Origin of the sequence: Methylomagnum ishizawai (assembly GCF_900155475.1) — a bacterium.
Classification (GTDB): Bacteria; Pseudomonadota; Gammaproteobacteria; order Methylococcales; family Methylococcaceae; genus Methylomagnum; species Methylomagnum ishizawai_A.
In genome coordinates, this window is sequence record NZ_FXAM01000001.1 from 1,581,717 (window position 1) to 1,601,131 (window position 19,415).

Sequence of the window (19,415 nt, forward strand, 5' to 3'; positions counted from 1 at the left end):
CGTCGGCGGGTGTTGCCGGTTTCGCCCTGGGCCGCGCCGAAAGCGTGTGGTCGATCCTTCATGGGACTGGCTTGAGCGCGGGCGGCTTCCAGGTCCCGTCCAGCACCGAGGGGGTTTGGTCGTTGGGCCAGTACATGCGCATCGTCAGATTGAATTCGCCCTTGGGGGCGGGCAGCCAGTTCGCCGCCTGCGCCTGGCCGGGTGGGTCGGCCTGGATGAAGAGGTCGAGCGAGCCGTCGGCATTGCGCTTGAACGGCATCCAACTGCTCACGGCGTAGCGGTTGGCCGGGTTGGGGACGAAGAACGAGCCGGGGTCGTACATCGTCACCGACCAGAAGGCGCGGACCGGCGGTTCCTCGCCCTTGGCGAAATGCAGGACGTAGCGGTGGGCCCCGTTGAGCGGTTGGCCTTCGCCATCGACATAGGCCGATGGATATACGGCGTCCGCGGCCAAATTCGCCCCGAGCCCGATCAGCGCGACCACCGCCCGCGTCCCGTAGTCCGTGCCGAAGTCGGCCAGTTGCATCGACGGAATCCGCCAACCGTTGACGGGGGCGCCGGCCTGCTTGGAAGCGGCCGTCAGTTTTTCCAGCGCGGCCGGCAGCGCCTGCTCCAATCCCTTCGCCAAGGCCGGATCGAGCTTGGCGGGATCGAAGGGCTGTCCTGGCACGATGCCGATCTTGGCGAGCTTGGCCAGTACCGGCGCATCCGCCGGGGGCGGGGGGTTGTCCTGCATCAGGGCGGTCAGCGTATTGAAGAAGGCCGCGCTGCCCATCTTGGCAACGGCTTCGACCGGTGCCAACCGCATATCGACCGTCGGGTCCACCGCCGCCGGGGGCGGGGTGTAGGGTTTCCCGAACGCCGACAGGGGCGTGAGTTGGTATTGCCGCTGGACCGCATGCACGGCGGCGTAGTCTTTCGGGCCATTGGTCTGCGTGCGCCCGATGATCCAGACCAGGTTGGTCGGCGACTTCAGTGGTTTCACGTCGGCGGGTAGATTGCCGGTCCAGCCCGGCCCGGTGATCGCGTAATGTCCTGGCCGGGTTCCGGTGGTGCGCTTGCCGGGGGAGGCGAAGATATTGGTCCAGGCGTCGAGCATCGGCATCAGGTAGTAGCGGCCATGGGTGTCGGGCACCGACAGCACGATGGGTTCCTTGGACAGGTCTAGCCACGCCGTCGAATAAAGGGTATCGACATTGGCGCGTACCACGTCCTTGAACGAAGCATCCGGGAATTGCGGCATGTGCGAAAACTGGTTGACGGGAGCCGCTGTGGGTCCGGCCATCGCCACGTTCGACATCTTCTTGCGGGTGGCGTCCATGATGACCAGCGGAAAACCATAGACGACCGCTTCGATGCCGGCTTGGAGGCCTTCCTGCTCCTTGGCCGCGTCCGTGGCGGCTTGGCCTGGGGGGGCCGTTGGCGTGACCGCTTTCCAACCGCATGCCGCAGGGGCGATGGCGGCCAGTAGCATGAGGGTGGTCTGTGCGTTGATGTTTTTTTTCTTCATGCGATCCTCTGTGGCGAAGGTCCAGGTCCAAACCTTGGACTGCTAAAACCGCCCGTCGGGCGGGCGGAAACCCGCGCGATTATACGCATCCATTCGCATGTATATGCATCGCGCGGGAAGGCGGCGGGCCGGATTGCTTCAGGGTTGCGCCTGTTTCCCCTGGCCCAGGAATAAGGAGACGAATTCCCGCTTGCCGATGACCCGGATGAGTTCCCTGAGGGCGCAATACACGAAGAACAGCACGATCAGCCACATCTGGATCAGCCAGAAACGCGGCCAGACGACTTCCTCGAGCAAATGCCGGTGGGCTTCCGCCAAGTGGCCGTATTGCTTGAAAAAGGGCAGCAGGTGTTCCGCGTACCGGACCAAGAAGGTGGCGGTCAGGTAGATGCCGGTTTTCCACAACACGTTGTAGATCAGGGGTTTGCCGGGGAAGCGGTTGACGAAGGGGAGGGTATCGACCACCAGTACGACCTTGCCGACGATCAAGGCGCCGATCAGGGCACCGCCGAAATTCGCGAGGGGTATGCCGTATTCCTGGTCGATCAACCTTTGGGTGATGACCAGCAGGCAGAACGTCAGGAAAAAGAAAACCGTGGGTGGAATCACCGCCAGGAATTCGTGTTTCAGGGTTTTCAGCAACTTCACGTTCCGCTCCTCTTTCTTGGTGTTCTAAAACGGTTTCGGTATCGGCGGGGTCCACCCGAAGCATGCCGCAAGGCGCATAGGATTGCCTCCCCCGTACCCGGCTGGGCAACGAGGCCGGGTGCCGGGCACCGGGCGCTTTCGTCTCCGACCCATGCGGTTTCCTGGGGGATGTCAACGGAACCTGGCATGGCGTGAAACAACAAAAAACCCGCAAGTCCTTGAACTACGCGGGTTTCTGGTGTGTTGTGGGGTTCCGTGAAACCCCAAAATGGTGGAGAAGAAGGGGATCGAACCCTCGACCTTCGCATTGCGAACGCCCGGTAACCCTGCCGAGCCATTTTAAATCAACAACTTGCGGAGCCTTGCCGTTGCACGTATCCGGACTTCGCAAATCGTTGTGAATAGTATCAGACACAAAGCTGGCACAGCTACCCGCCCACCGTAGCCATCTGTGGCCCCACCCAGTCCGACGTGGACCCGTCCGGCTCGACCTCCGACACCCAGGCGAACCACGTCCCGGCGGGCAGGAACTCCCTGTGGCTCTCGGCTGTCCCCGTCTCGATGGCGTAGGCATCGGGGTGGTCCATGCTGTTGGTGGGCGATACCAGCAACTCGAACGTGTTCCCGGCGGACCCGCCGCGGTCCCAGGCCCAGGTCGCCGACGAGGGGCCCTCCCATTGCACGTGCAGGTTGGTCGGTTCCGGTACGTCGTCCGGGTCGTCGTCCACGGTGAAGTCCCGCGACACGGTCCACATGTGGTATTGCCCGGAGAGGCTCCCCAGCCGGCGCGACCACAGCTTGATGGTGATCGAATTGTTCAGCCGCCCCAGGCCGGAGTTGGCCTTCTCCTTCCGCCATACGAACTTGGTGCCGCGCTTGTTTTTCACGGTACGGACCAGTACGCCGTTTTCGTTGTATAGCTCGATCAAGTAGCTGACCTTGCCTTCCGGGCCTATGTTACCCTCGTCCTGGCGCACGATATATGCCGTCTGCTGCGCCCGGCTCCGGTGCGCCCAGGACAGGCGGAGCCGCCCGGAGATGGTGGCCGGGTAGAGTTCATCGTTGATCTTGAAATTACCGGGAGGGTAGGGCAGGTAGGCCCTGCCGATGGTGGTGATCGACAACGGATAGGTGTCCTCCTGGGGCAGCACACCCAGCATGGAGGCGGGCAGCACATAGGCTTGCACGGTTTCGCCAGGGGAATACTCCACCCAGTCTATGGCGCGGAGGGCGCTATAAATGAACAACCTGGCCCCTGAGTTATGGGTGGACGGCACGGTGTCCAGGATGCCCCGGTAGACGGTGAGGGTCTTGGCGGAAGTGTCGATAAGCCAGGCCGAGTATTGCCGTCCTATGTACAGGACAAAACCCGCAATGCCCAGGCGAACTCATCAGACTTCTCGGTTGGGTTCAGGACGGTGTTGCGAAGGAAGTCGAGTCCGTGGCGGAAGAGGGACTTGAGGGGGCGCGACAGCGTTTTTTTTCTTGGATAGCAAGCGCGACTACTCCCTTGCCGACCAAAGAACGCCTAGCCTCAAGATCGAAGGTTGCCATTAAATTCAATGGTTTGCATAAAAAAGCGATTGGGTGTTCTTTCGCTTTGAAGGGAGTAAAGGGTCTAACCCAGTATCGGCATGAAGTTGCCGAACCGAGGAGAACCGCCATGGCTAGGACCACACCCCGCCCGCCTGCGACCCAAACCTTGGTCTTGCGCTGCCTCGACCCGCCGTGTCCGGTCTGCGGCAGGCTGCGTTGGTTCTCGTACGAGGATTATCGGAAAGCCACCACCCTGGACGCCGTGCTGGGGTTGACCTTGCAGGTCCGGCGCTGCGTGAACCCGGATTGCGCGCTTTACCACCAAGCTTACCGTCCCGAGGAGGAAGGCCGGCTGGCGCTGCCGCACCACGAGTTCGGGCTGGACGTGATCGCGTGGATCGGCGCGTGCCGGTACCGGGAATCCCGCAGCCTGCCGGAGATCCACCGGGGGTTGGTGGAGCGCGGGGTCCAGGTGGCGGCGCGCACGGTCGATGGACTGCTCCATCGCTACGAGGAACTGGTGAGTGTGGCGCTCGGGGAGCCGGCCCGGCGGCGGTTGCGCGGACAAGGGCGGTTGATCCTGGCGTTGGACGGCTTGCAGCCGGACAAGGGCCACGAGGTGCTATGGGTGGTGCGGGAGGTTTTGTCGGGTGAAATCCTGGCGGCGCGCAGCCTGCTGAGCTCTTGCCGGGAGGAACTGGCCGGCCTGCTCCGCGAATCCCTGGCGGGGGTGCCGCACCAACCCTGCCAGTTCCACTATCTGCGGGAGGCGGGCCGTCCGGACCGCCACGCCCGGAAGGAACTGGGCAAGCGGGTGCGGGACGGGTGCGGGACGTGCGCGCCATCGAGCGCCAGGCCGAGGACCGCGCCGATCCCGAAGCCGACATCGTCCTGGGTTATTGCGCGGCGGTTCGCGGCGCGTTCGGCGACGGTGGCCAGCCGCCGCTGCGGCCCGGCGGCCTGCTGTTGCGGGAGCGCCTCGGCGCCATCGAGGCCAGCCTGGACCGGGCGGCCCCAAAAGTCGCCCAAGGCTGGCTGGAAGAGGCGGCGGCCATCCTGGCCAACCCCGACGGTACCGACAGCGCCGGGGTGCGGACCCGGTACGACCGGTTGTTGACCGATATCCGGGACGAGGCCTCGCCCACGCTCCCCCCTGCGGCAGATGGCCGCGCAATTCATCAAGGTCACGGCCAGCTACGGCGCGCAGATCTTCGCCTGCTACGACGTGCCGGGCTTGCCCCGCACCGACAACGACCTCGAGCAACTCTTCGGCGGGGTCCGCCATCAACTCCGAAGAACCACCGGCCAGAAGAACGCTCCGGCCAGCCTGGTTGTCCGGGGTGCCGCGCGCCTGCCCGCCGCCGTCGCCAGCCGGGAGCGGCCCTTCACCGCCACCGACCTGGCAGGGGTCGATACCAAACGCTGGCGGAAACAGCGGGCCTTGCTGAAGCAGCGCCACCTTCCGCGCCTCCTCGGGCGGCGCTTCCGGCGAAATCCCCAGGTCTACCTCCAAAAACTCGAAGAGCAATTGGTCAAGCTGAGTTTGCCACCCTAGTTTTTTTGACGGACGGGGCTGGGGCCGTCGTGGAGCAGTTCGCCGGTGCGGTAGGACCAGGCGAAGGCCAGGGCAAGCAGGCCCATGAGCTTGGCGAGGCGCTTGGGGTCGGTGAGGTGGGTATCCTCCAAGTTAAAGCCCCTGGATTTCAAAGCGCCGAACAGGGTTTCCACTTGCCAGCGGTCGGCGTAGGCGTCGATGGCCCCGGCCTGTGGGGTGCCGGAGGAGGCGATGAACAGGAAGCCGCCGTCGTCGAGGCGCAGCGGCACCGAAGACCTTCAGGAAGCGCTCCATCAACGCGATGCGCTCGACGGTGTCGGAGTTCCCCGCTTTGCCGAGGACGCTCCAGAACACCGGCACGGCCATCCCCCGGTGGGCGATCCCCAGGACCAGGAAGTTGATCTCGGCCAGGCCGAACTTCCAGTTCGTGCGGTCCAGGGTCAGCCGCCAGGGGCCGTCGCCGACCGGGACCAGCCGCACCAACAGGCGGGCGAGGACGTCCTGGTCCAACTCGAACGCGCGGAAGAAGCGCTGGAGCCGCTTGTAGTGGGACTCCACCTTGGCCGGACCGCCGAAGCCGGTGGCGAGTTCCGCCAGGTTGACGCTGCGCACCTTGAGCAGGGCCAGCAGGAAATGCGCGAGGAAGCCGATCCGGGCCCCGTGCCACGGCAGGTGCTCGGACAGGACGGCCTTGAGGTCTTGATGAGGGTCAGCCATCGGAGGTAAAAGCCGGATAGTTTACGCCTTTGGCAATCAAGCAGTTAGGTTTTTGTCCTGTACTTAGCAACCAAGGACTCCATGGAAGTGCGGAGATAAAGAAATTCACACATCCCGGCTTCAGGCATTGGATGCAATTCACCGTCTCCTTGGCGACCATCGGTCGCGTTTGCTCCCCATCCACATCATCTATTCACCTAAGCCAATGTGAATTTCTATAAGTCATTGTTCTAAATGAGGTAAATTACGGCTATCATCTACAATAATCTATTCATAATTTATTCAACACTGGCATGGCTTCGATCATCGAGGTTCTTGAGCGCCTAGGAGTAGCCAGCAGGCAGCGCATCGCCGAGGAACTCGGCGTCAGTCAGCCGACATTCTCGCGCTTGTTCCAAGCCCACAGCGACCAATTAGTCCAATTGGGGCGGGGCCGTTCGGTACGCTACACCTTGCGGAAACCACTAAGCCGGGTCAAATCTCCCATTCCCGTATGGCGGGTTTCACCCGGGGGTCTGGTCCGGCCCTTCGGCGAACTCGAGCCTGTGGTCCACAGCAAGTTCCTGTTCGATAGCCAATTGTTCGACGACCTGCCTTGGTTCCTATGGGACATGCGGCCCCAAGGTTTCATGGGTAGGGCGTTCGCACGCCGGGAAACCGGCCTGGGGTTGCCCCAGAACCTGTTGAACTGGTCCAGCGAGGACATTTTGGTGGCGCTGACATGGCGCGGGGAAGATTGCCCAGGGGATTTGATCGCCGGACACGAATCATTAGAACGGTATCTGAGTGGGCGCTTGGTGGCACCCAGGGTGTCCCGAGCGGATTATCCCGAATTGGCCAATGCGGCTTTAGAAGGGGGAGAAGCCGGATCTTCCGCCGGGGGTGAACAGCCCAAATTCGCAGTGACCCTCGCCCCGGATGGGGAAAACGCCATAGTGAAATTCTCCCCGCCGGTCCATGAATCCGCTGCGGCGCGACGCTGGGGCGACTTGCTCGTGTGCGAGCACATCGCGTTGACGGTCATGCGCGACCATGGCCAAGAAGTCGCCCCGACCATGCTCATCGAAGGGGGGGGACGGATTATGCTGGAATCCGCGCGGTTCGACCGGACGCCGGAGGGACGGCGGGCAATGCTGTCCGGCACCGCAATCGACATGCAGTTCGCCGGGGTGGGCGAGGACTGGGCCAAATTAGGGGAAGCCTTGCTGAAAGCCCACGTTATCCCGACCGACGTGGCGGAAACCCTTGGACTATGGAGCGCGTTCGGAAGGCTAATAGGGAATTCAGACATGCACCTAGGCAATGTTTCCTTCCTTACCGAGGATTATCGCCAGTTCACGCTGGCCCCGGCCTACGACATGTTGCCCATGCGTTGGGCACCATCGACAAATGGAGAGATCGTCGAAAGGGAACTGGATATCCCCGTGCGTTTCCTGGTTCCGTGTGCTTTCGGTTTGGCCGCAGATATGGCAGAGGACTTCTGGACCAGGGTGCGGAGTTGTGAATGGTTGGAAGGGCGTTGGTCCGGAATTGCGGAGACCGCATCGATGGCCGTGGCGCAGGCCAGGGAAAAAATGAGGTTACTCCGTGGTTGAGGCGGGTTGTGGTCTGCTGTAACCAGATTCACTTGGGCAGGAAATTGACACAAAGAAAAGGCCCTCAAAAATGAGGGCCTAAGTCTTTGATTTTGGTGGAGAAGAAGGGGATCGAACCCTCGACCTTCGCATTGCGAACGCGACGCTCTCCCAGCTGAGCTACTTCCCCGAAAACGAGGCGCAATCCTAGACCATTTCCGCGCCCATCTCAAGGCCCGCCGTTGCAAAACGCCGGGCCGGGGCGATGGCGATCACAGCGGCGGTGGGGCGGGCGGACGGCCACCCAGTCCCAGGCGGCGGGCGTTTTCCTTGAAGGATTCGAGTTCGCGCTGGGCCTCGGCTTTGGAGGCATGCGGTCCCTTGAGCCCTTCGCGGGCGATGAAAAACCATTCGATATCGCCCTTGCCGGGATTCCATTGCTGCAAGAGCCGGTCCGGGGAATAGAGATGCCAGGTGCGCTGGATATTCTTGGGGCCGGGTTGGGCTGGGGGCGGGGGCTCCCTGCCCCCGGTGAGGTTCAGCTTGTTGGAGATGTTCTTGAACAGGTTGAGTTCGTACAAGGCCCGTTCCTTGGATTCGTATGGGCCTTTGATGCCTTCCCTGGCGTTGAAAAACCATTCCGGCAAGCCCGTGGCCATGTTGGTTTGCATGAAAACCCGGTGGGTGCTGAATTTGGCGGGGGCGGCGGGTTCGTCGGACCGGCCCCCGGTCAGGTTCAGCCGTTGCGCGGCGATCTTGAAGACATTCAACTCGTAGAGGGCTTGTTCCCTGGAGTGGTGCGGGCCTTTGATGCCTTCCCTGGCGGTGAAGAACCATTCTTGCAGCCCGGTGTTCGTGTTGGTTCGTTCAAAAATACGGGTACTGTTGAACATCGGACGGCCTCTGCACAGCGTGTGATATAGGAAAGTTAAATATATCCTTGGATCGCATCCGGGGAAAGTTACCCACCGGGGGACAGCCTTGGGGTCGTCGCGACGACCGGACCCGGCACGCAGTATAGGCTGGGGAGCGGTGCGTGTGGTTCCGTGTTTCTACGGATGTCCCGGTTCAATAGGCCGTGCCGTCCTTGTGGAAAAAGCCGTAGCCGCCACGCACGGCGCGGGCTTCGAGGTCGGCGTCGGGATAGTGCGCCTGGTCGCCGGGCAGGCGGTCGCCGACTTCGAGATAGACCGCGACCGCTCCGCCCCGGTTGACGAAGTGGTGGCCGTCAGGCTGGCCGGCCGGGAAGCCCGCGCAGTGGCCGGGGTGTAGGCATTGCTCGCCGGACTCGGTGACGAGGGTCAGTTCGCCTTCCAGCACGTAGATGAATTCGTCTTGGCGGGTATGCCAATGGCGCAGGGCCGACATCGCGCCCGGTTCCAGCCGCACCAGGTTGACGCCGAAGTTCTGTAGGCCCAGCGCGTCGCCCAGGGCGTGTTTGGCGCGGCCTTGGGCGGCGCGGCGGAATGCTTCGGTGGGATAGGTGGAGCCGGTCCGGGCCGGTACCGAGTCGGGGTCGAGGGCGGGCGGGATCGGGGTGGGTCGCATCGGTTGGTTTCCTCGTGGCGGTGTGGGTTGTTTGCCGTCGGGCGGGGGGCGAATATGGCCCTCGCTTATCCGCCATCTTCCGGTGGCCGGGCGATGAAGACCGAGCCGGGGTCCCAGGCATGGCGCTCGGTGAACATGAAGCCCACCAGGAAGCCTTTGCCCGGCCCTTCCTTGTCGATCCGCATGGCGCGGGCGCAGCCCTCCAGGTGCAGATCGGGCAGGCGTATCCTCACTACGTCGCCGACGCCGAAGGGCGGGACGCGCTCGAAATGGGCCTTGAAGCCCTCGACCGACAAGTCCTTGAGTCCGAATTGGAGTTCGCCCAATTCCATCAGGACGATGCCGTCGGACCGGGTTTTTTTGCGGAAGAATCCTCTGTTTTCGTTCATGGCGGGCGTTTCCATGAGGCGGATGGTGATGGACCGACCGGGGCCGGGTCGCGTTGGATGCGCGGCGGTCCGGTCGGGGTTGCGGGGTCAGTGGGAAGCGGCGCGGGCTTCCACCAGCCGCATCAGGCCGTACAGCGTCGCAAGGTGCGGTACGTCGAGTCCGAGGCGCTGTCCGGCCCGCACCGCGTTGCCGAGGATGGCTTCGGTTTCCATGGGGCGGCCAGCCTCGTGGTCCAGCAACATGCTGGTTTTGTAGGGCGGCATTTTGCGGGTACTGGAAACCTGTTTCTCCACCATGTCGGTGGGCAGGGGATGGCCCAGAGCGTTCGAGATCAGGATCGTTTCCGCCATGATGGCCCGCACCAAAGGCTCCGCCGTGTCCAGGATGGCGTGGGTGTCCAGGCCGCCCGACAGCACCGACAGCGGGCTGAACGCCGCGTTCCACACGCATTTCTGCCACCGCGCCCCGACCACGTCCTCGCTGGTCGCGCATGGGATGCCCGAGCCTTCGAAGGCTTGGCACAGGGCCAGCGTGGCCGGGGAGACGCCCCGCGGATAATCGCCGAGGGCCAGGCGGCCATAGGCTTGGTGCCAAATCTCGCCGGGCGCGGTGCGGGTCACGCAGATGAAGGCGAGGCCGCTGATGAGGGCGTGGTCCGGGTAGGCCGCGGCGATCTCGTCCTCGATCTCGACGCCGTTGGAGACCAGCACGATGCGGGTCGCGGGGCCGAGCGCGTCCTTGAGTAGGGCGGCGCGGTCCGCGCCCGCCACCACCTTCACGCACAGCAGCACATAGTCGGGCTTTTCATCCAGTTCCAAGGCGCTGCGGACCACGCGGGCGGGCCGGAAATGGTAGTCGCCGACCGCCGGGACGGCGCTGCGGATGTGGATGCCGTGCGCCCGCACCTGTGCATAATCGGAGCGGGCCAGCACCGAGACTGTCGCGCCTTGTTTGGCGAGTAGCGAACCATAGAAGCCGCCGATGGCTCCGGTGCCGATGATCAGTATGTTCATTGCGTTACCTTGTCGATTGGAAAGGAAGGCGCGGCGCTTGCGGTGCGGCCTGGATGAGGGTAGCCGAATCCGGGAAGACTGGGCAGCCCCCGGTGTTTGATGGCGGTCCCCATGTGCGGGATTATGGCCTGTTCGGGGTGGCCCTGGCCGGTGGCGGGTCGATCCCCAGGAAGCGCTTCACGAAGGGGATGGTGAGCTTATGTTGCGCCGCCAGGCTGGCTTGGTCCAGGCGTTCCAGCAAGGCCCGCAGGGTCTGGGGATCGCGGCGGTGGTGGGTCAGTAGGAAGCGCCCGACCTGGGGCGGCAGGTCCAGCCCCAGCGAGCGGGCGTAGAGGGCCAGGACCGCCAGCTTGTCCTCGTCGCGCAGGGCTTGCAGCCGCAGGGTCAAGCCCCAGCCGAAGCGGGTCTTGAGGTCGGGCAGGCGGATCGGCGAACGGGCCGGGGGGGCGCTGGCGGTGGCGATGAGGTCGCGGCCCAGGTCGCGCAGCCGGTTGAACAGCTCGAACAGCGCCTCTTCCCAGGCGGCGTCGCCGGCGATTTGTTCCAGGTCGTCGAGGCAGACCAAATCCATGTGTTCCAAGCCTTCCAGCATCTCCGGGCCGTAATCCCGCACCACGCCCAGGGGCAGGTAGGACACCGTGCGCTGGAGTTGGCAGGCGGTGCGGCAACAGGCGTTGAGCAAATGGGTCTTGCCGCTGCCCGGTTCGCCCCACAGGAAGATCAAGGACTCGCCCGCCCCGGTGGCGGTGCGTTGCAGATGCCGGACCTGCTCGGCGTTCACCCCGGCGTGGAATTGCTCGAATCCGAGTTCCGGGTTGAAGGTGAACGGCAGGGGCAGTTGCTCGGGCATGGCGCGTGGGCTTATCCGGCCCTATCTTGCTTGAGCGCCCTGGCGGTGCGGGCCAGCCGCGCGCCGAAGGCCCGGCAGAGCTGGCGTTCTTCCTCGCTGACGCCGTCCTTGCCGCTGTGGCGGCTGGGTCCGTAGGGGGTGCCGCCGCTCTGGGTCTTGCTGAGGGCGGTTTCGCTGCTGGGGATGCCGACCAGGATCATGCCATGGTGCAGCAAGGGTAGGAGCATGGTGATGAGGGTGGCTTCCTGGCCACCGTGCAGGGACGAGGTCGAGGTGAACACCCCCGCGGGTTTGCCCGACAGCGCCCCGGAAAACCACAGGCTGCTGGTGCTGTCGATGAAGTATTTGAGCGGGGCGGCCATGTTGCCGAAATGGGTGGGGCTGCCGAGGGCGAGGCCGTCGCAGTCGCGGAGGTCTTCGAGGCTGGCGTAGGGGGCGCCGGAATCGGGGATGCTGTCTTCGGTCGCCGCGCAGACGGGGGAGACTTCCGGCACGGTGCGCAGCTTGGCGACCGCGCCTTCGACTTCTTCGACGCCGCGGGCGATGAGGTTCGCCAGTTCCGAGGTGGCACCCCAGCGGCTGTAGTAGAGGATCAGGATTTCAGTCATTGGAGTTGTAAGCTAAGGCTATGAATGATAATGGATGGCCCGCTGGGCGGGGGTGGGCCGGGGATGCCGCCGCCTCAAAGTATCCCGAGGATGTTTTCCGGCGGGCGGCCCAGGGCGGCCTTGCCGTTCGCGAGGACGATGGGCCGTTCGATCAGGATCGGATGCGCCACCAGGGCGGCGATCAGGGCGGCGCGGTCCAGGTCCGGGCGGTCCAACCCGGCCTCTTGGTAGGCGGCTTCGCCCTTGCGGATCAAGGCGCGGGGTTCCAGGCCCAGAAGTTCCAGGATATGTTCCAGTTCGGCGGCGTTGGGCGGGGTTTTCAGGTATTCCACCACGCGGGGTTCGATACCCCGCGCCCGCAGCAATTCCAACGCACCGCGCGATTTGCCGCAGCGCGGATTGTGATAGATCGTGACGCTCATGGTTCCAGGCTACCCCGCTGGGTCCGTTCCCGCGCCCGCTCCTGGTTGACGATCTTGGCCAACTGGCCCAATTCCCCGGCCAGGAGTTCCAACAGGTCGTCGCTGGCGACGATGCCGACCAGATGGCCTTGGCCATCGACCACCGGCAAGCGCCGCACGCCCTGGGCCCGCATCCGCTGCATGATCTCCCACAGCCCTTCGTCTTCCCGCGCCACGGCCAGTGGGTAGCTCATGATATCGCCGACGCCGACCGCGGCGGGGTCGAGCCCGGTGGCCAGGATTTCCACGACCAGGTCGCGGTCGGTCAGGATGCCGATGGGTTTCGGCCCGGTCCCGGCGTCCTCGACCACGACCACGCTACCGACATGGGATTCCCGCATCAGCTGGGCCGTCGCGGCGATGGAATCTTCCTTCCTGACGGTGACGGTATTGCGGTTGCATAGCTGTCCTATCGACATGGCTGCCTCCATTCTGTGTAGGGCTGAACGGGGGATAGTTTAGCGCGGTTGGGATAAACCCAGGTATGGGTATGGGATTGGGGCGGGGTTAGCCGGAGGTCTGGGCGCGGAATTGGGGAAAATATCCGGGGAATCCATTTCCCGGACGCCGTGATCCATCCGGGCCACGGGTCCGGGAGGGGTTTCAGCCGTCCGAGAAATCGGTGCTGACCAATTCGCGCAACAGGGTGGTGGCGTAGGCGCCGGAAGGCAGGGCGAATTGCAGACGCAGGCTTGCCGGGTCGGGGAATTCCCAACGCAGGTCTTGGGGGCAGAGCCGGAAGGGCCGCCGCGCCGTGTCCAGGTCGAAGCGTTCCAGCCCGCGGCAGAAGTCCGCCAGCGCTTCCGCCACCGCGAGTTCCAGCGCCGCCGCTGCGCCGGTGGCGGCGGATGCGCCCTTGCCCCATAGCACGCCGCTGGGGTGGATGTCCCGGTCTGCCAGCCGTTGCAGGATTTCCGGGGTGATGGCCTCCGGTTTGAAGAAGCTCCGCGAGTCCCCGAACATGAAGGCGTCGCCCTCGACGGCTTGGTTCCAGGTGCCGTCCGTGACGCGCCGGGCCAGCAGGCGGTTGAAAATCTCGGAGCGGGCGGCGGACAGATAAAGCCCGCGCTTGTGGGGATCGATCCGGCCCAGGGTGCCCGCGAACAATTCGGCGGCGCGGGCGAGGTTCTGGCCTTCGCGGCCGAAGCGTTGCTCCCCGAAATAATTGGGCACGCCGAACTCCCCGATCTGGCGCAAGCGGGCCGAAAGCACCCCAGGGTCGCCATCGACCTGCTTCAGGGTGATGACGAAGCGGTTGCCGCTGGCCGCGCCTTGCTTGAGCTTGCGGCTGTTGCGGTGGGTTTCGAGGACGCGCAGCGAAGGCGAGGCCAGGGCGTTCCAATCGGGTCCGTCCTTGCCTGGCAGTTGCACGCTATACCATTGCACGGTGAGTCCGTGGCGGTCCTTCAGCCCGGCGTAGCCGACCTCGCGGGAGCCGACCCCGGCGTGACGCGCCAGTTGGCGGGCGACATACTCGGTGTTCTCGCCGCGTTTCTCGACCTTGAGGAATACATGTTCGCCCGTGCCGGAAGGCTCGAAGCCCAGGATTTCCTCGACGATGAAGTCTTCCGGGGCGGCTTTCAGGGTGGCGGTGCCGACGGGACCGCCGTGGGCGTAGGGCAGGGGGGCGGGAATATCCATCAAACAGGTACCTTGTGCAGCAGGGCCACGGCATAGGACGAAATCCCTTCGCCCCGGCCCTCGAAACCCATGCCTTCGGTGGTGGTGGCCTTGACATTGACGGCGTCCACGCCGATTTCGAGGTCGGCGGCGATGTGTTCGCGCATCTTGGGGATATGCGGGGCCATTTTGGGGGCTTGGGCCACCAGGGTGACATCGACATTGCCGACCGCGTAGCCCAATTCCTTGAGCTTGGCCATGACGTTGCGGACCAGGATGCGGCTGTCGATGCCTTTGTAGGCGGCGTCGGTGTCCGGGAAATGCTTGCCGATATCGCCTAGGGCCGCCGCGCCCAACAGGGCGTCGCACAGCGCGTGCAGGGCCACATCGCCGTCCGAATGCGCCGCCATGCCGTGGATGAAGGGGATTTTGACCCCGCCGATGACGATGTGGTCGCCCGCCTTGAATTTGTGGGCGTCGTAGCCCTGGCCTATTCGCAACATTGCCGCTCCATATAAAAAACGGCCAGGGGCAAATCCTCGGGCCGGGTGATTTTGAGGTTGTCGGGCCGTCCCTCAACCAGCTTGGGACGCAAACCCTTGAGTTCGATGGCGCTGGCTTCGTCGGTGACGGCCCAGCCGTTCAGCGCCGCTTCCTCCAACGCCCCGCGTAGCGTGCCGTAGCGGAACATCTGCGGCGTCAGCGCCCGCCAGACCCGGCTGCGGTCCACGGTGCTGGTGATCTGGCCCGCGTCCACGCTTTTCAAAGTATCGCTGACCGGCAGCCCTAGGATGCCGCCGACGGGGTCGTCCTTGAGCGTCGCCATCAGTTTTTCCACATCGGTTCGGGCGAGGCAGGGCCGGGCGGCGTCGTGGACCAAGACCCAATCCTCGGGATCGGCCTCGTTTTCCAAGCTACGGAGTCCCGACAGCACCGAATCGGCGCGTTCCTTGCCGCCGGGGGCGCGGCGGATTTTGGGGTGGGTGGAACAAGGGAGGTCGGGCCAATAGCCGTCCTCAAGCCCCAGCGCGACCACGATGCCGGAAAAGGCTTCGACGCTCAATAGCCGTTCCAGGGTGTGTTGCAGGACGGGTTGGCCCAGGACTTCGAGATATTGCTTGGGCACGTCCGCGCCCATGCGCTTGCCGACACCGGCGGCGGGGACGACGGCCCAGAAACGGGGTGTGTTCACTCGGGGATACTCATCGCGAGGGTGGGGGAACTGCGGGACGCGATTGGATCGCGGCCTGAAGGCCATTCCTACGGGGTCGGGTTATCGCCCTTTGCCAGGCGGTTTGATCGCGGTGCCCGCCTTCTCCGGCGGCGGCAAGGGATGCGGCTTTTCGAACACCTGCACGAAGGTCTCGCCTTCCTTGACCATGCCCAATTCCTGGCGGGCGCGTTCCTCGACGGCGTCGGTGCCTTCCTTCAAATCGTTCACATCGGCTTCGAGAGCGGCGTTGCGCTCGTGGAGTTTGTCGCCTTCCTCCTTGAGTTGCTCGATACGGGCTTGCAGTTCGTGCAATTCGTAGATGCCGCCATCGCCGAACCACAAACGCCATTGCAGCAAGGCGATCAGCACCAGCAGAAAAATGATGAGCTTTTTCATGCCGGTGCCGGCCTTATCTCAGCTTAGAACGCCCGCTTGAACGCGCTCTTGCCGGCGTAGACGGCCTTGTCGCCCAGTTCCGCCTCGATCTTCAGCAGGCGGTTGTACTTGGCGATGCGGTCGGAACGGCTCAGGGAGCCGGTCTTGATCTGGCCGGTGGAGGCGGCGACGGCGAGGTCGGCGATGGTGCTGTCCTCGGTTTCGCCGGAGCGGTGCGACATCACGGTGGTGTAGCCCGCCGCCTGGGCCATGGCGATGGCTTCCAGGGTCTCGGTCAAGGTGCCGATCTGGTTGACCTTGATCAGGATGGAGTTGGCGATGCCCTTGTCGATGCCTTCCTTGAGGATTTTCGGGTTGGTCACGAACAAATCGTCGCCCACCAGCTGGATGCGCGAACCGAGTTTCTCGGTCAGGACTTTCCAACCCGCCCAGTCGCTCTCGTCCAGGCCGTCCTCGATGCTGATGATCGGGTACTTATCGACCCAGGAGGCGAAGAAGTCGGCGAATTCCCCGGACGAGTACTTCTTGCCCTCGGAGGCGAGGTCGTAGACGCCGTCCTTGTAGAATTCGGAGGCGGCGCAGTCCAGCCCCAGGAAGATGTCCTTGCCAGCGGTGTAGCCCGCGTTGGCGATGGCTTCCAGGATGACTTCGATGGCGGCTTCGTTGGACGGCAGGTCGGGGGCGAAACCGCCCTCGTCGCCCACGCCGGTGGCGAGGCCGCGCTGGCCCAGCACCTTCTTGAGGGCGTGGAACACTTCCGCGCCGTAGCGGATGGCTTCGCGGAAATTGGGGGCGCCCACGGGCAGGATCATGAACTCCTGCATGTCCACGCTGTTGTCGGCATGGGCGCCGCCGTTGATGATGTTCATCATCGGGACCGGCAGGACGCAGTCGCCACCCTGGTGCAAATGGGCGTACAAGGGTTTGCCGGCTTCGGTGGCGGCGGCGCGGGCCGAGGCCAGGGAGATGCCGAGCAGGGCGTTCGCGCCCAAGCGGCCCTTGTTGTCGGTGCCATCGACTTCGATCATCTTGGCGTCGAGACCGGCCTGGTCGGCGGCGTCGAGGCCCAAGACGGCGGAGCGCAGTTCACCGTTGACGTTGGCGACCGCCTTGGTCACGCCCTTGCCCAGGTAACGGGCTTTGTCGCCGTCACGCAGTTCGATGGCTTCGCGGGAGCCGGTGGAGGCTCCGGACGGCACCATGGAGGTGCCGATAGCGCCGGATTCGAGGACGACATCCACGGCCACGGTCGGGTTGCCGCGGGAGTCGAGGACTTCGAGGGCTTTCACTTCTACGATTTTGCTCATGTTGGCTCCATGATGGGTTGCGGGAATAACGGTAATGTTCTGCTCCGTCCATAGGGTAATTGAGGCGATTCTATTCGCCGATAAAATGGCCGGGCAGGGTGGCTAGGTGTGCCGGTTCATGGTTTTCATTGGCACCGCCAACCCCCAGAAATTCATTCAAGACTTGTACCATTGGGGCGCATCCGGTCTTGGTTTGAATAGGGCTGGCGGAAACGCTGGGTCACGATGGACGGCATTCGTTCTTTCAATGGCTTGCAGGGCTCAAGGTTTCTTGAGGATGTAATGCCCCGCCGTCGGTGCCATCAAGCCCTGTTCTATGAAGAATTCATCCAGGGTCATCAATAAATCGTATAGCGCCGTCCCCGCTTTCGATTCGTGGTATTTGCACAAACAACCCACCGGGGCGATATAGCGGACGAAACTATGGGTTTCGCTTTTTTGCACCACCTCGAAACGCTCCAGGAAAATCTTGGGTATCTCTTGTGAGCGGATGGATTCGAAAGGCGATTTCAGCGGTAGCTTGGGGCGTTTGGGGGGTTGTATCTGCTTTCGTTGCAGGCGGTTATAGGTATATTGCTCCGGGATGGCTTTGAGTAGGGCGGTGGTCAGTTCGATCAACCTATCGGGATACTGGAATTGCGAGTCGCCGATGAAATCGTTCAGCCAAACCAGCCCGCCGGGTTTCAAGGCCGCTTTCATCCGGTCGGCGACATCCTCCAGAAACAGGCAATGGTGCAGGGAGGTCGAGGCGACGATCAAGTCGTAGGTGTCGGAGGGGAGTTCCACGAAGTTCAAATCCCCCTGCGAATAAGTGCAGGCCAGACCTTCCGTGGCCGCCATCGCCCGTGCGCTGGCGAGGGCGTCCTCGGCGATATCGACGCCGTGGAAACTGCGCACGATCCCTTTGTTCAACCACTCCCGTTCCAGCCGCCCAGCCCCGCAGCCCAAGGACAGCGCGTGGTCGAAGGTCAAGCCTTGGCTTTGGACCCAGGGCATGAAGTTGACCGAATGCCGACTCAGGCCGAGATGGAAGCCCGCCCTTCTTTCCTCGTCCAAGACGCTTAGGGACTCCTGTTGCTGCTGTTGCTTGTTGGGTAATACCTTACCCCAATGGGCCGCTTCTTTTTCGGCCATCTGGTCATAGATGACACGGTCGCTTTTAGCGGTATTGGCAATGGCGATGGCTTCTTCCTGGGAGGGTAGGAGGGGGGTTTCCTTGAAGGGTTGGGCCAGTATTTTCCTTAGTATTGCTAAAACATCACCATTGACCTGTGGGTCGTCCGCGTAGGCGGGTATTCCAGACTCGGTATCGGGGTCGGCGAGTTCGCGGGGGGCGATGCCGCCCAGGTCCGCGGCTTTGAAGGCGGAGATACGGTTATGCTCGTATAAGAAAAAAGCCAAGGTGCGCCTGATCCCGGCGGTCGGGTCTTCGCCATCCAATAAGGGTTGCGTACTGGACATGGAGTCAAATCCTCGATGGGTTTCGATTGATAGGAAAGCCATTGCCCTAATCTGGGTTTTGGGTGGCTTTAGCGTAGCACAGCATTGTCTATTGGTTTTTCTCGTAAACTCATCGGCGCTAGGATTTTGGTTTATAGGAAACCGCTTGCCTTTACGGCCTGGTCCAAAGCCAGCAATACTTCCAACAAACCCCGCATCTTATCCAAGGGCCAGGCGTTCGGCCCATCGCTCAAAGCCTTATCCGGGTCCGGGTGGGTTTCCATGAACAGGCCCGCGACCCCCACCGCCACGGCGGCTTTCGCCAGGGCCGGCACGAACTCGCGCTGCCCGCCGGAACACGAACCCTGCCCGCCCGGCAATTGCACCGAATGGGTGGCGTCGAACACCACGGGACAGCCGGTGTCGCGCATCACCACCACCGAGCGCATGTCCGACACCAGGTTGTTATAGCCGAAGGATACCCCCCGTTCGCAGACCATGATTTGCTCGTTGCCGGTGGCTTTGGCCTTGTCGGCGACGTTTTTCATGTCCCAGGGCGCAAGGAATTGGCCCTTCTTGATGTTGACCGGCTTTCCAAGGCCCGCGACCGCCTGGATGAAATTGGTCTGGCGGCAGAGGAAGGCCGGGGTTTGCAACACATCGACCACGCTGGCGACTTCGGCCAGGGGTGTATCTTCGTGGACATCGGTCAGTACCGGCACGCCGATGGTTTGCTGGACCTGTTCCAGGATACGCAAGCCCGCTTCCATCCCCAAGCCGCGGAAACTCTGGTGGGAGGAGCGGTTGGCCTTGTCGAAGGAGGATTTGTAGATGAAGGGGATGCCGAGGGCTTGGGTGAGTTCTTTGAGGGTGCCGGCGGTGTCGAGGGCGAGTTGTTCGCTCTCGATCACGCAGGGACCGGCGATCAGGAAAAAAGGAAGGTGGAGGTCGGTGTCGAAGCCGCAAAGTCGCATGGAGGGTCCTGGCCTAAGCCCCCTCCGCAAGGGAGGGAGAAGTGGAAGCGCGGAA

Annotated in this window: 22 protein-coding genes, 1 tRNA gene and 1 pseudogene; 3 read left to right on the plus strand and 21 right to left on the minus strand. The window is 63.4% G+C overall.

Annotated features, from left to right (window positions below; all coding sequences use genetic code 11):
• Nucleotides 1–58: 58 nt before the first annotated feature.
• The 3 genes from B9N93_RS07130 to B9N93_RS07140 all read right to left on the minus strand — a co-directional run bounded on the left by B9N93_RS07130 (nt 59) and on the right by B9N93_RS07140 (nt 3,405).
• On the minus strand, nt 59–1,510 hold the full coding sequence (locus B9N93_RS07130) for a DUF1254 domain-containing protein (protein ID WP_217807277.1): 1,452 nt from the start codon (nt 1,508–1,510) through the stop codon (nt 59–61).
• Between the two features lie 138 nt (nt 1,511–1,648).
• Complete coding sequence (locus tag B9N93_RS07135; protein ID WP_085212211.1) at nt 1,649–2,158, minus strand: hypothetical protein; 510 nt, start codon at nt 2,156–2,158, stop codon at nt 1,649–1,651.
• A 428-nt stretch (nt 2,159–2,586) separates the two neighbouring features.
• Complete coding sequence (locus B9N93_RS07140; protein WP_085212213.1) at nt 2,587–3,405, minus strand: hypothetical protein; 819 nt, start codon at nt 3,403–3,405, stop codon at nt 2,587–2,589.
• A 500-nt stretch (nt 3,406–3,905) separates the two neighbouring features.
• Here B9N93_RS07140 and B9N93_RS07145 point away from each other — a divergent pair.
• Nucleotides 3,906–4,657 (plus strand): annotated as a pseudogene (locus B9N93_RS07145) (ISNCY family transposase); the annotation flags it as partial.
• A gap of 199 nt (nt 4,658–4,856) precedes the next feature.
• On the plus strand, nt 4,857–5,249 hold the full coding sequence (locus tag B9N93_RS07150) for a hypothetical protein (RefSeq protein ID WP_085212217.1): 393 nt from the start codon (nt 4,857–4,859) through the stop codon (nt 5,247–5,249).
• On the opposite strand, the gene B9N93_RS25395 is transcribed toward B9N93_RS07150, so the two are convergent.
• Both B9N93_RS25395 and B9N93_RS25400 read right to left on the minus strand, forming a co-directional pair.
• The gene (locus B9N93_RS25395) at nt 5,246–5,422 is read right to left on the minus strand and encodes a hypothetical protein (protein WP_176225172.1); all 177 of its coding nucleotides are present in this window, start codon (nt 5,420–5,422) and stop codon (nt 5,246–5,248) included. The two genes, B9N93_RS07150 and B9N93_RS25395, sit on opposite strands and share 4 nt — an antisense overlap.
• Nucleotides 5,382–5,966 carry a hypothetical protein gene (locus B9N93_RS25400; protein ID WP_176225173.1) on the minus strand — a complete coding sequence of 195 codons (585 nt, stop codon included), beginning with the start codon at nt 5,964–5,966 and terminating at the stop codon, nt 5,382–5,384. The genes B9N93_RS25395 and B9N93_RS25400 overlap by 41 nt, the downstream gene beginning before the upstream one ends.
• Nucleotides 5,967–6,259: 293 nt before the next feature.
• Here B9N93_RS25400 and yjjJ point away from each other — a divergent pair, with 293 nt between their 5' ends.
• A complete protein-coding gene (yjjJ, locus tag B9N93_RS07165) occupies nt 6,260–7,561 on the plus strand; it encodes a type II toxin-antitoxin system HipA family toxin YjjJ (protein ID WP_085212223.1) in 1,302 nt (433 codons plus the stop codon).
• 93 nt (nt 7,562–7,654) lie between these two features.
• Here the strand turns inward: yjjJ and B9N93_RS07170 are convergent.
• The 16 genes from B9N93_RS07170 to kdsA form a co-directional block, all read right to left on the minus strand.
• A tRNA-Ala gene (locus B9N93_RS07170) sits at nt 7,655–7,730 on the minus strand.
• Nucleotides 7,731–7,812: 82 nt separating this feature from the next.
• Entirely contained in the window at nt 7,813–8,433 is a 621-nt protein-coding gene (locus B9N93_RS07175; protein ID WP_085212225.1) for a hypothetical protein, read from the minus strand.
• Nucleotides 8,434–8,608: 175 nt separating this feature from the next.
• Nucleotides 8,609–9,088: a cupin domain-containing protein gene (locus B9N93_RS07180; RefSeq protein WP_085212227.1), complete on the minus strand. Its 480-nt coding sequence runs from the start codon at nt 9,086–9,088 to the stop codon at nt 8,609–8,611.
• 65 nt (nt 9,089–9,153) lie between these two features.
• On the minus strand, nt 9,154–9,477 hold the full coding sequence (locus tag B9N93_RS07185) for a PilZ domain-containing protein (RefSeq protein ID WP_085212229.1): 324 nt from the start codon (nt 9,475–9,477) through the stop codon (nt 9,154–9,156).
• An 87-nt stretch (nt 9,478–9,564) separates the two neighbouring features.
• Nucleotides 9,565–10,491 (minus strand): ketopantoate reductase family protein, encoded by a 927-nt coding sequence (locus B9N93_RS07190; RefSeq protein ID WP_085212231.1) that lies wholly within the window; start codon nt 10,489–10,491, stop codon nt 9,565–9,567.
• 121 nt (nt 10,492–10,612) lie between these two features.
• Nucleotides 10,613–11,341: a DnaA regulatory inactivator Hda gene (hda, locus tag B9N93_RS07195; protein ID WP_085212233.1), complete on the minus strand. Its 729-nt coding sequence runs from the start codon at nt 11,339–11,341 to the stop codon at nt 10,613–10,615.
• Nucleotides 11,342–11,352: 11 nt separating this feature from the next.
• Nucleotides 11,353–11,949 carry an NAD(P)H:quinone oxidoreductase gene (gene wrbA / locus B9N93_RS07200; RefSeq protein WP_085212235.1) on the minus strand — a complete coding sequence of 199 codons (597 nt, stop codon included), beginning with the start codon at nt 11,947–11,949 and terminating at the stop codon, nt 11,353–11,355.
• 74 nt (nt 11,950–12,023) lie between these two features.
• A complete protein-coding gene (arsC, locus tag B9N93_RS07205) occupies nt 12,024–12,371 on the minus strand; it encodes an arsenate reductase (glutaredoxin) (protein ID WP_085212237.1) in 348 nt (115 codons plus the stop codon).
• The gene (locus tag B9N93_RS07210; protein ID WP_085212239.1) at nt 12,368–12,829 is read right to left on the minus strand and encodes a CBS domain-containing protein; all 462 of its coding nucleotides are present in this window, start codon (nt 12,827–12,829) and stop codon (nt 12,368–12,370) included. The genes arsC and B9N93_RS07210 overlap by 4 nt, the downstream gene beginning before the upstream one ends.
• 184 nt (nt 12,830–13,013) lie before the next feature.
• Nucleotides 13,014–14,051 (minus strand): tRNA pseudouridine(13) synthase TruD, encoded by a 1,038-nt coding sequence (gene truD, locus B9N93_RS07215; RefSeq protein ID WP_085212241.1) that lies wholly within the window; start codon nt 14,049–14,051, stop codon nt 13,014–13,016.
• Nucleotides 14,051–14,533 carry a 2-C-methyl-D-erythritol 2,4-cyclodiphosphate synthase gene (ispF, locus tag B9N93_RS07220; protein WP_085212243.1) on the minus strand — a complete coding sequence of 161 codons (483 nt, stop codon included), beginning with the start codon at nt 14,531–14,533 and terminating at the stop codon, nt 14,051–14,053. Before ispF ends, truD begins: the two co-directional genes overlap by 1 nt.
• Nucleotides 14,521–15,222 (minus strand): 2-C-methyl-D-erythritol 4-phosphate cytidylyltransferase, encoded by a 702-nt coding sequence (gene ispD, locus B9N93_RS07225; protein ID WP_254899352.1) that lies wholly within the window; start codon nt 15,220–15,222, stop codon nt 14,521–14,523. The genes ispF and ispD overlap by 13 nt, the downstream gene beginning before the upstream one ends.
• Nucleotides 15,223–15,303: 81 nt before the next feature.
• Entirely contained in the window at nt 15,304–15,639 is a 336-nt protein-coding gene (ftsB, locus tag B9N93_RS07230; protein WP_085212247.1) for a cell division protein FtsB, read from the minus strand.
• Nucleotides 15,640–15,662: 23 nt separating this feature from the next.
• Complete coding sequence (gene eno / locus B9N93_RS07235; RefSeq protein WP_085212249.1) at nt 15,663–16,946, minus strand: phosphopyruvate hydratase; 1,284 nt, start codon at nt 16,944–16,946, stop codon at nt 15,663–15,665.
• Between the two features lie 261 nt (nt 16,947–17,207).
• Nucleotides 17,208–18,407: a class I SAM-dependent methyltransferase gene (locus B9N93_RS07240; RefSeq protein WP_176225174.1), complete on the minus strand. Its 1,200-nt coding sequence runs from the start codon at nt 18,405–18,407 to the stop codon at nt 17,208–17,210.
• A 131-nt stretch (nt 18,408–18,538) separates the two neighbouring features.
• Nucleotides 18,539–19,360, minus strand: coding sequence for a 3-deoxy-8-phosphooctulonate synthase (kdsA, locus tag B9N93_RS07245; protein WP_085212253.1), 822 nt, complete (start codon nt 19,358–19,360; stop codon nt 18,539–18,541).
• Nucleotides 19,361–19,415 lie beyond the last annotated feature (55 nt).

Bases quoted from the DNA above. Each gene is read 5' to 3' on its own strand.
- B9N93_RS07130 (WP_217807277.1), bottom strand. From the start codon at position 1,510: ATGAAGAAAAAAAACATCAACGCACAGACCACCCTCATGCTACTGGCC.
- B9N93_RS07150 (WP_085212217.1), top strand. From the start codon at position 4,857: ATGGCCGCGCAATTCATCAAGGTCACGGCCAGCTACGGCGCGCAGATC.
- B9N93_RS25400 (WP_176225173.1), bottom strand. From the start codon at position 5,966: ATGGCTGACCCTCATCAAGACCTCAAGGCCGTCCTGTCCGAGCACCTG.
- yjjJ (WP_085212223.1), top strand. From the start codon at position 6,260: ATGGCTTCGATCATCGAGGTTCTTGAGCGCCTAGGAGTAGCCAGCAGG.
- B9N93_RS07175 (WP_085212225.1), bottom strand. From the start codon at position 8,433: ATGTTCAACAGTACCCGTATTTTTGAACGAACCAACACGAACACCGGG.
- B9N93_RS07180 (WP_085212227.1), bottom strand. From the start codon at position 9,088: ATGCGACCCACCCCGATCCCGCCCGCCCTCGACCCCGACTCGGTACCG.
- B9N93_RS07185 (WP_085212229.1), bottom strand. From the start codon at position 9,477: ATGAACGAAAACAGAGGATTCTTCCGCAAAAAAACCCGGTCCGACGGC.
- B9N93_RS07190 (WP_085212231.1), bottom strand. From the start codon at position 10,491: ATGAACATACTGATCATCGGCACCGGAGCCATCGGCGGCTTCTATGGT.
- hda (WP_085212233.1), bottom strand. From the start codon at position 11,341: ATGCCCGAGCAACTGCCCCTGCCGTTCACCTTCAACCCGGAACTCGGA.
- wrbA (WP_085212235.1), bottom strand. From the start codon at position 11,949: ATGACTGAAATCCTGATCCTCTACTACAGCCGCTGGGGTGCCACCTCG.
- arsC (WP_085212237.1), bottom strand. From the start codon at position 12,371: ATGAGCGTCACGATCTATCACAATCCGCGCTGCGGCAAATCGCGCGGT.
- B9N93_RS07210 (WP_085212239.1), bottom strand. From the start codon at position 12,829: ATGTCGATAGGACAGCTATGCAACCGCAATACCGTCACCGTCAGGAAG.
- truD (WP_085212241.1), bottom strand. From the start codon at position 14,051: ATGGATATTCCCGCCCCCCTGCCCTACGCCCACGGCGGTCCCGTCGGC.
- ispF (WP_085212243.1), bottom strand. From the start codon at position 14,533: ATGTTGCGAATAGGCCAGGGCTACGACGCCCACAAATTCAAGGCGGGC.
- ftsB (WP_085212247.1), bottom strand. From the start codon at position 15,639: ATGAAAAAGCTCATCATTTTTCTGCTGGTGCTGATCGCCTTGCTGCAA.
- eno (WP_085212249.1), bottom strand. From the start codon at position 16,946: ATGAGCAAAATCGTAGAAGTGAAAGCCCTCGAAGTCCTCGACTCCCGC.
- B9N93_RS07240 (WP_176225174.1), bottom strand. From the start codon at position 18,407: ATGTCCAGTACGCAACCCTTATTGGATGGCGAAGACCCGACCGCCGGG.
- kdsA (WP_085212253.1), bottom strand. From the start codon at position 19,360: ATGCGACTTTGCGGCTTCGACACCGACCTCCACCTTCCTTTTTTCCTG.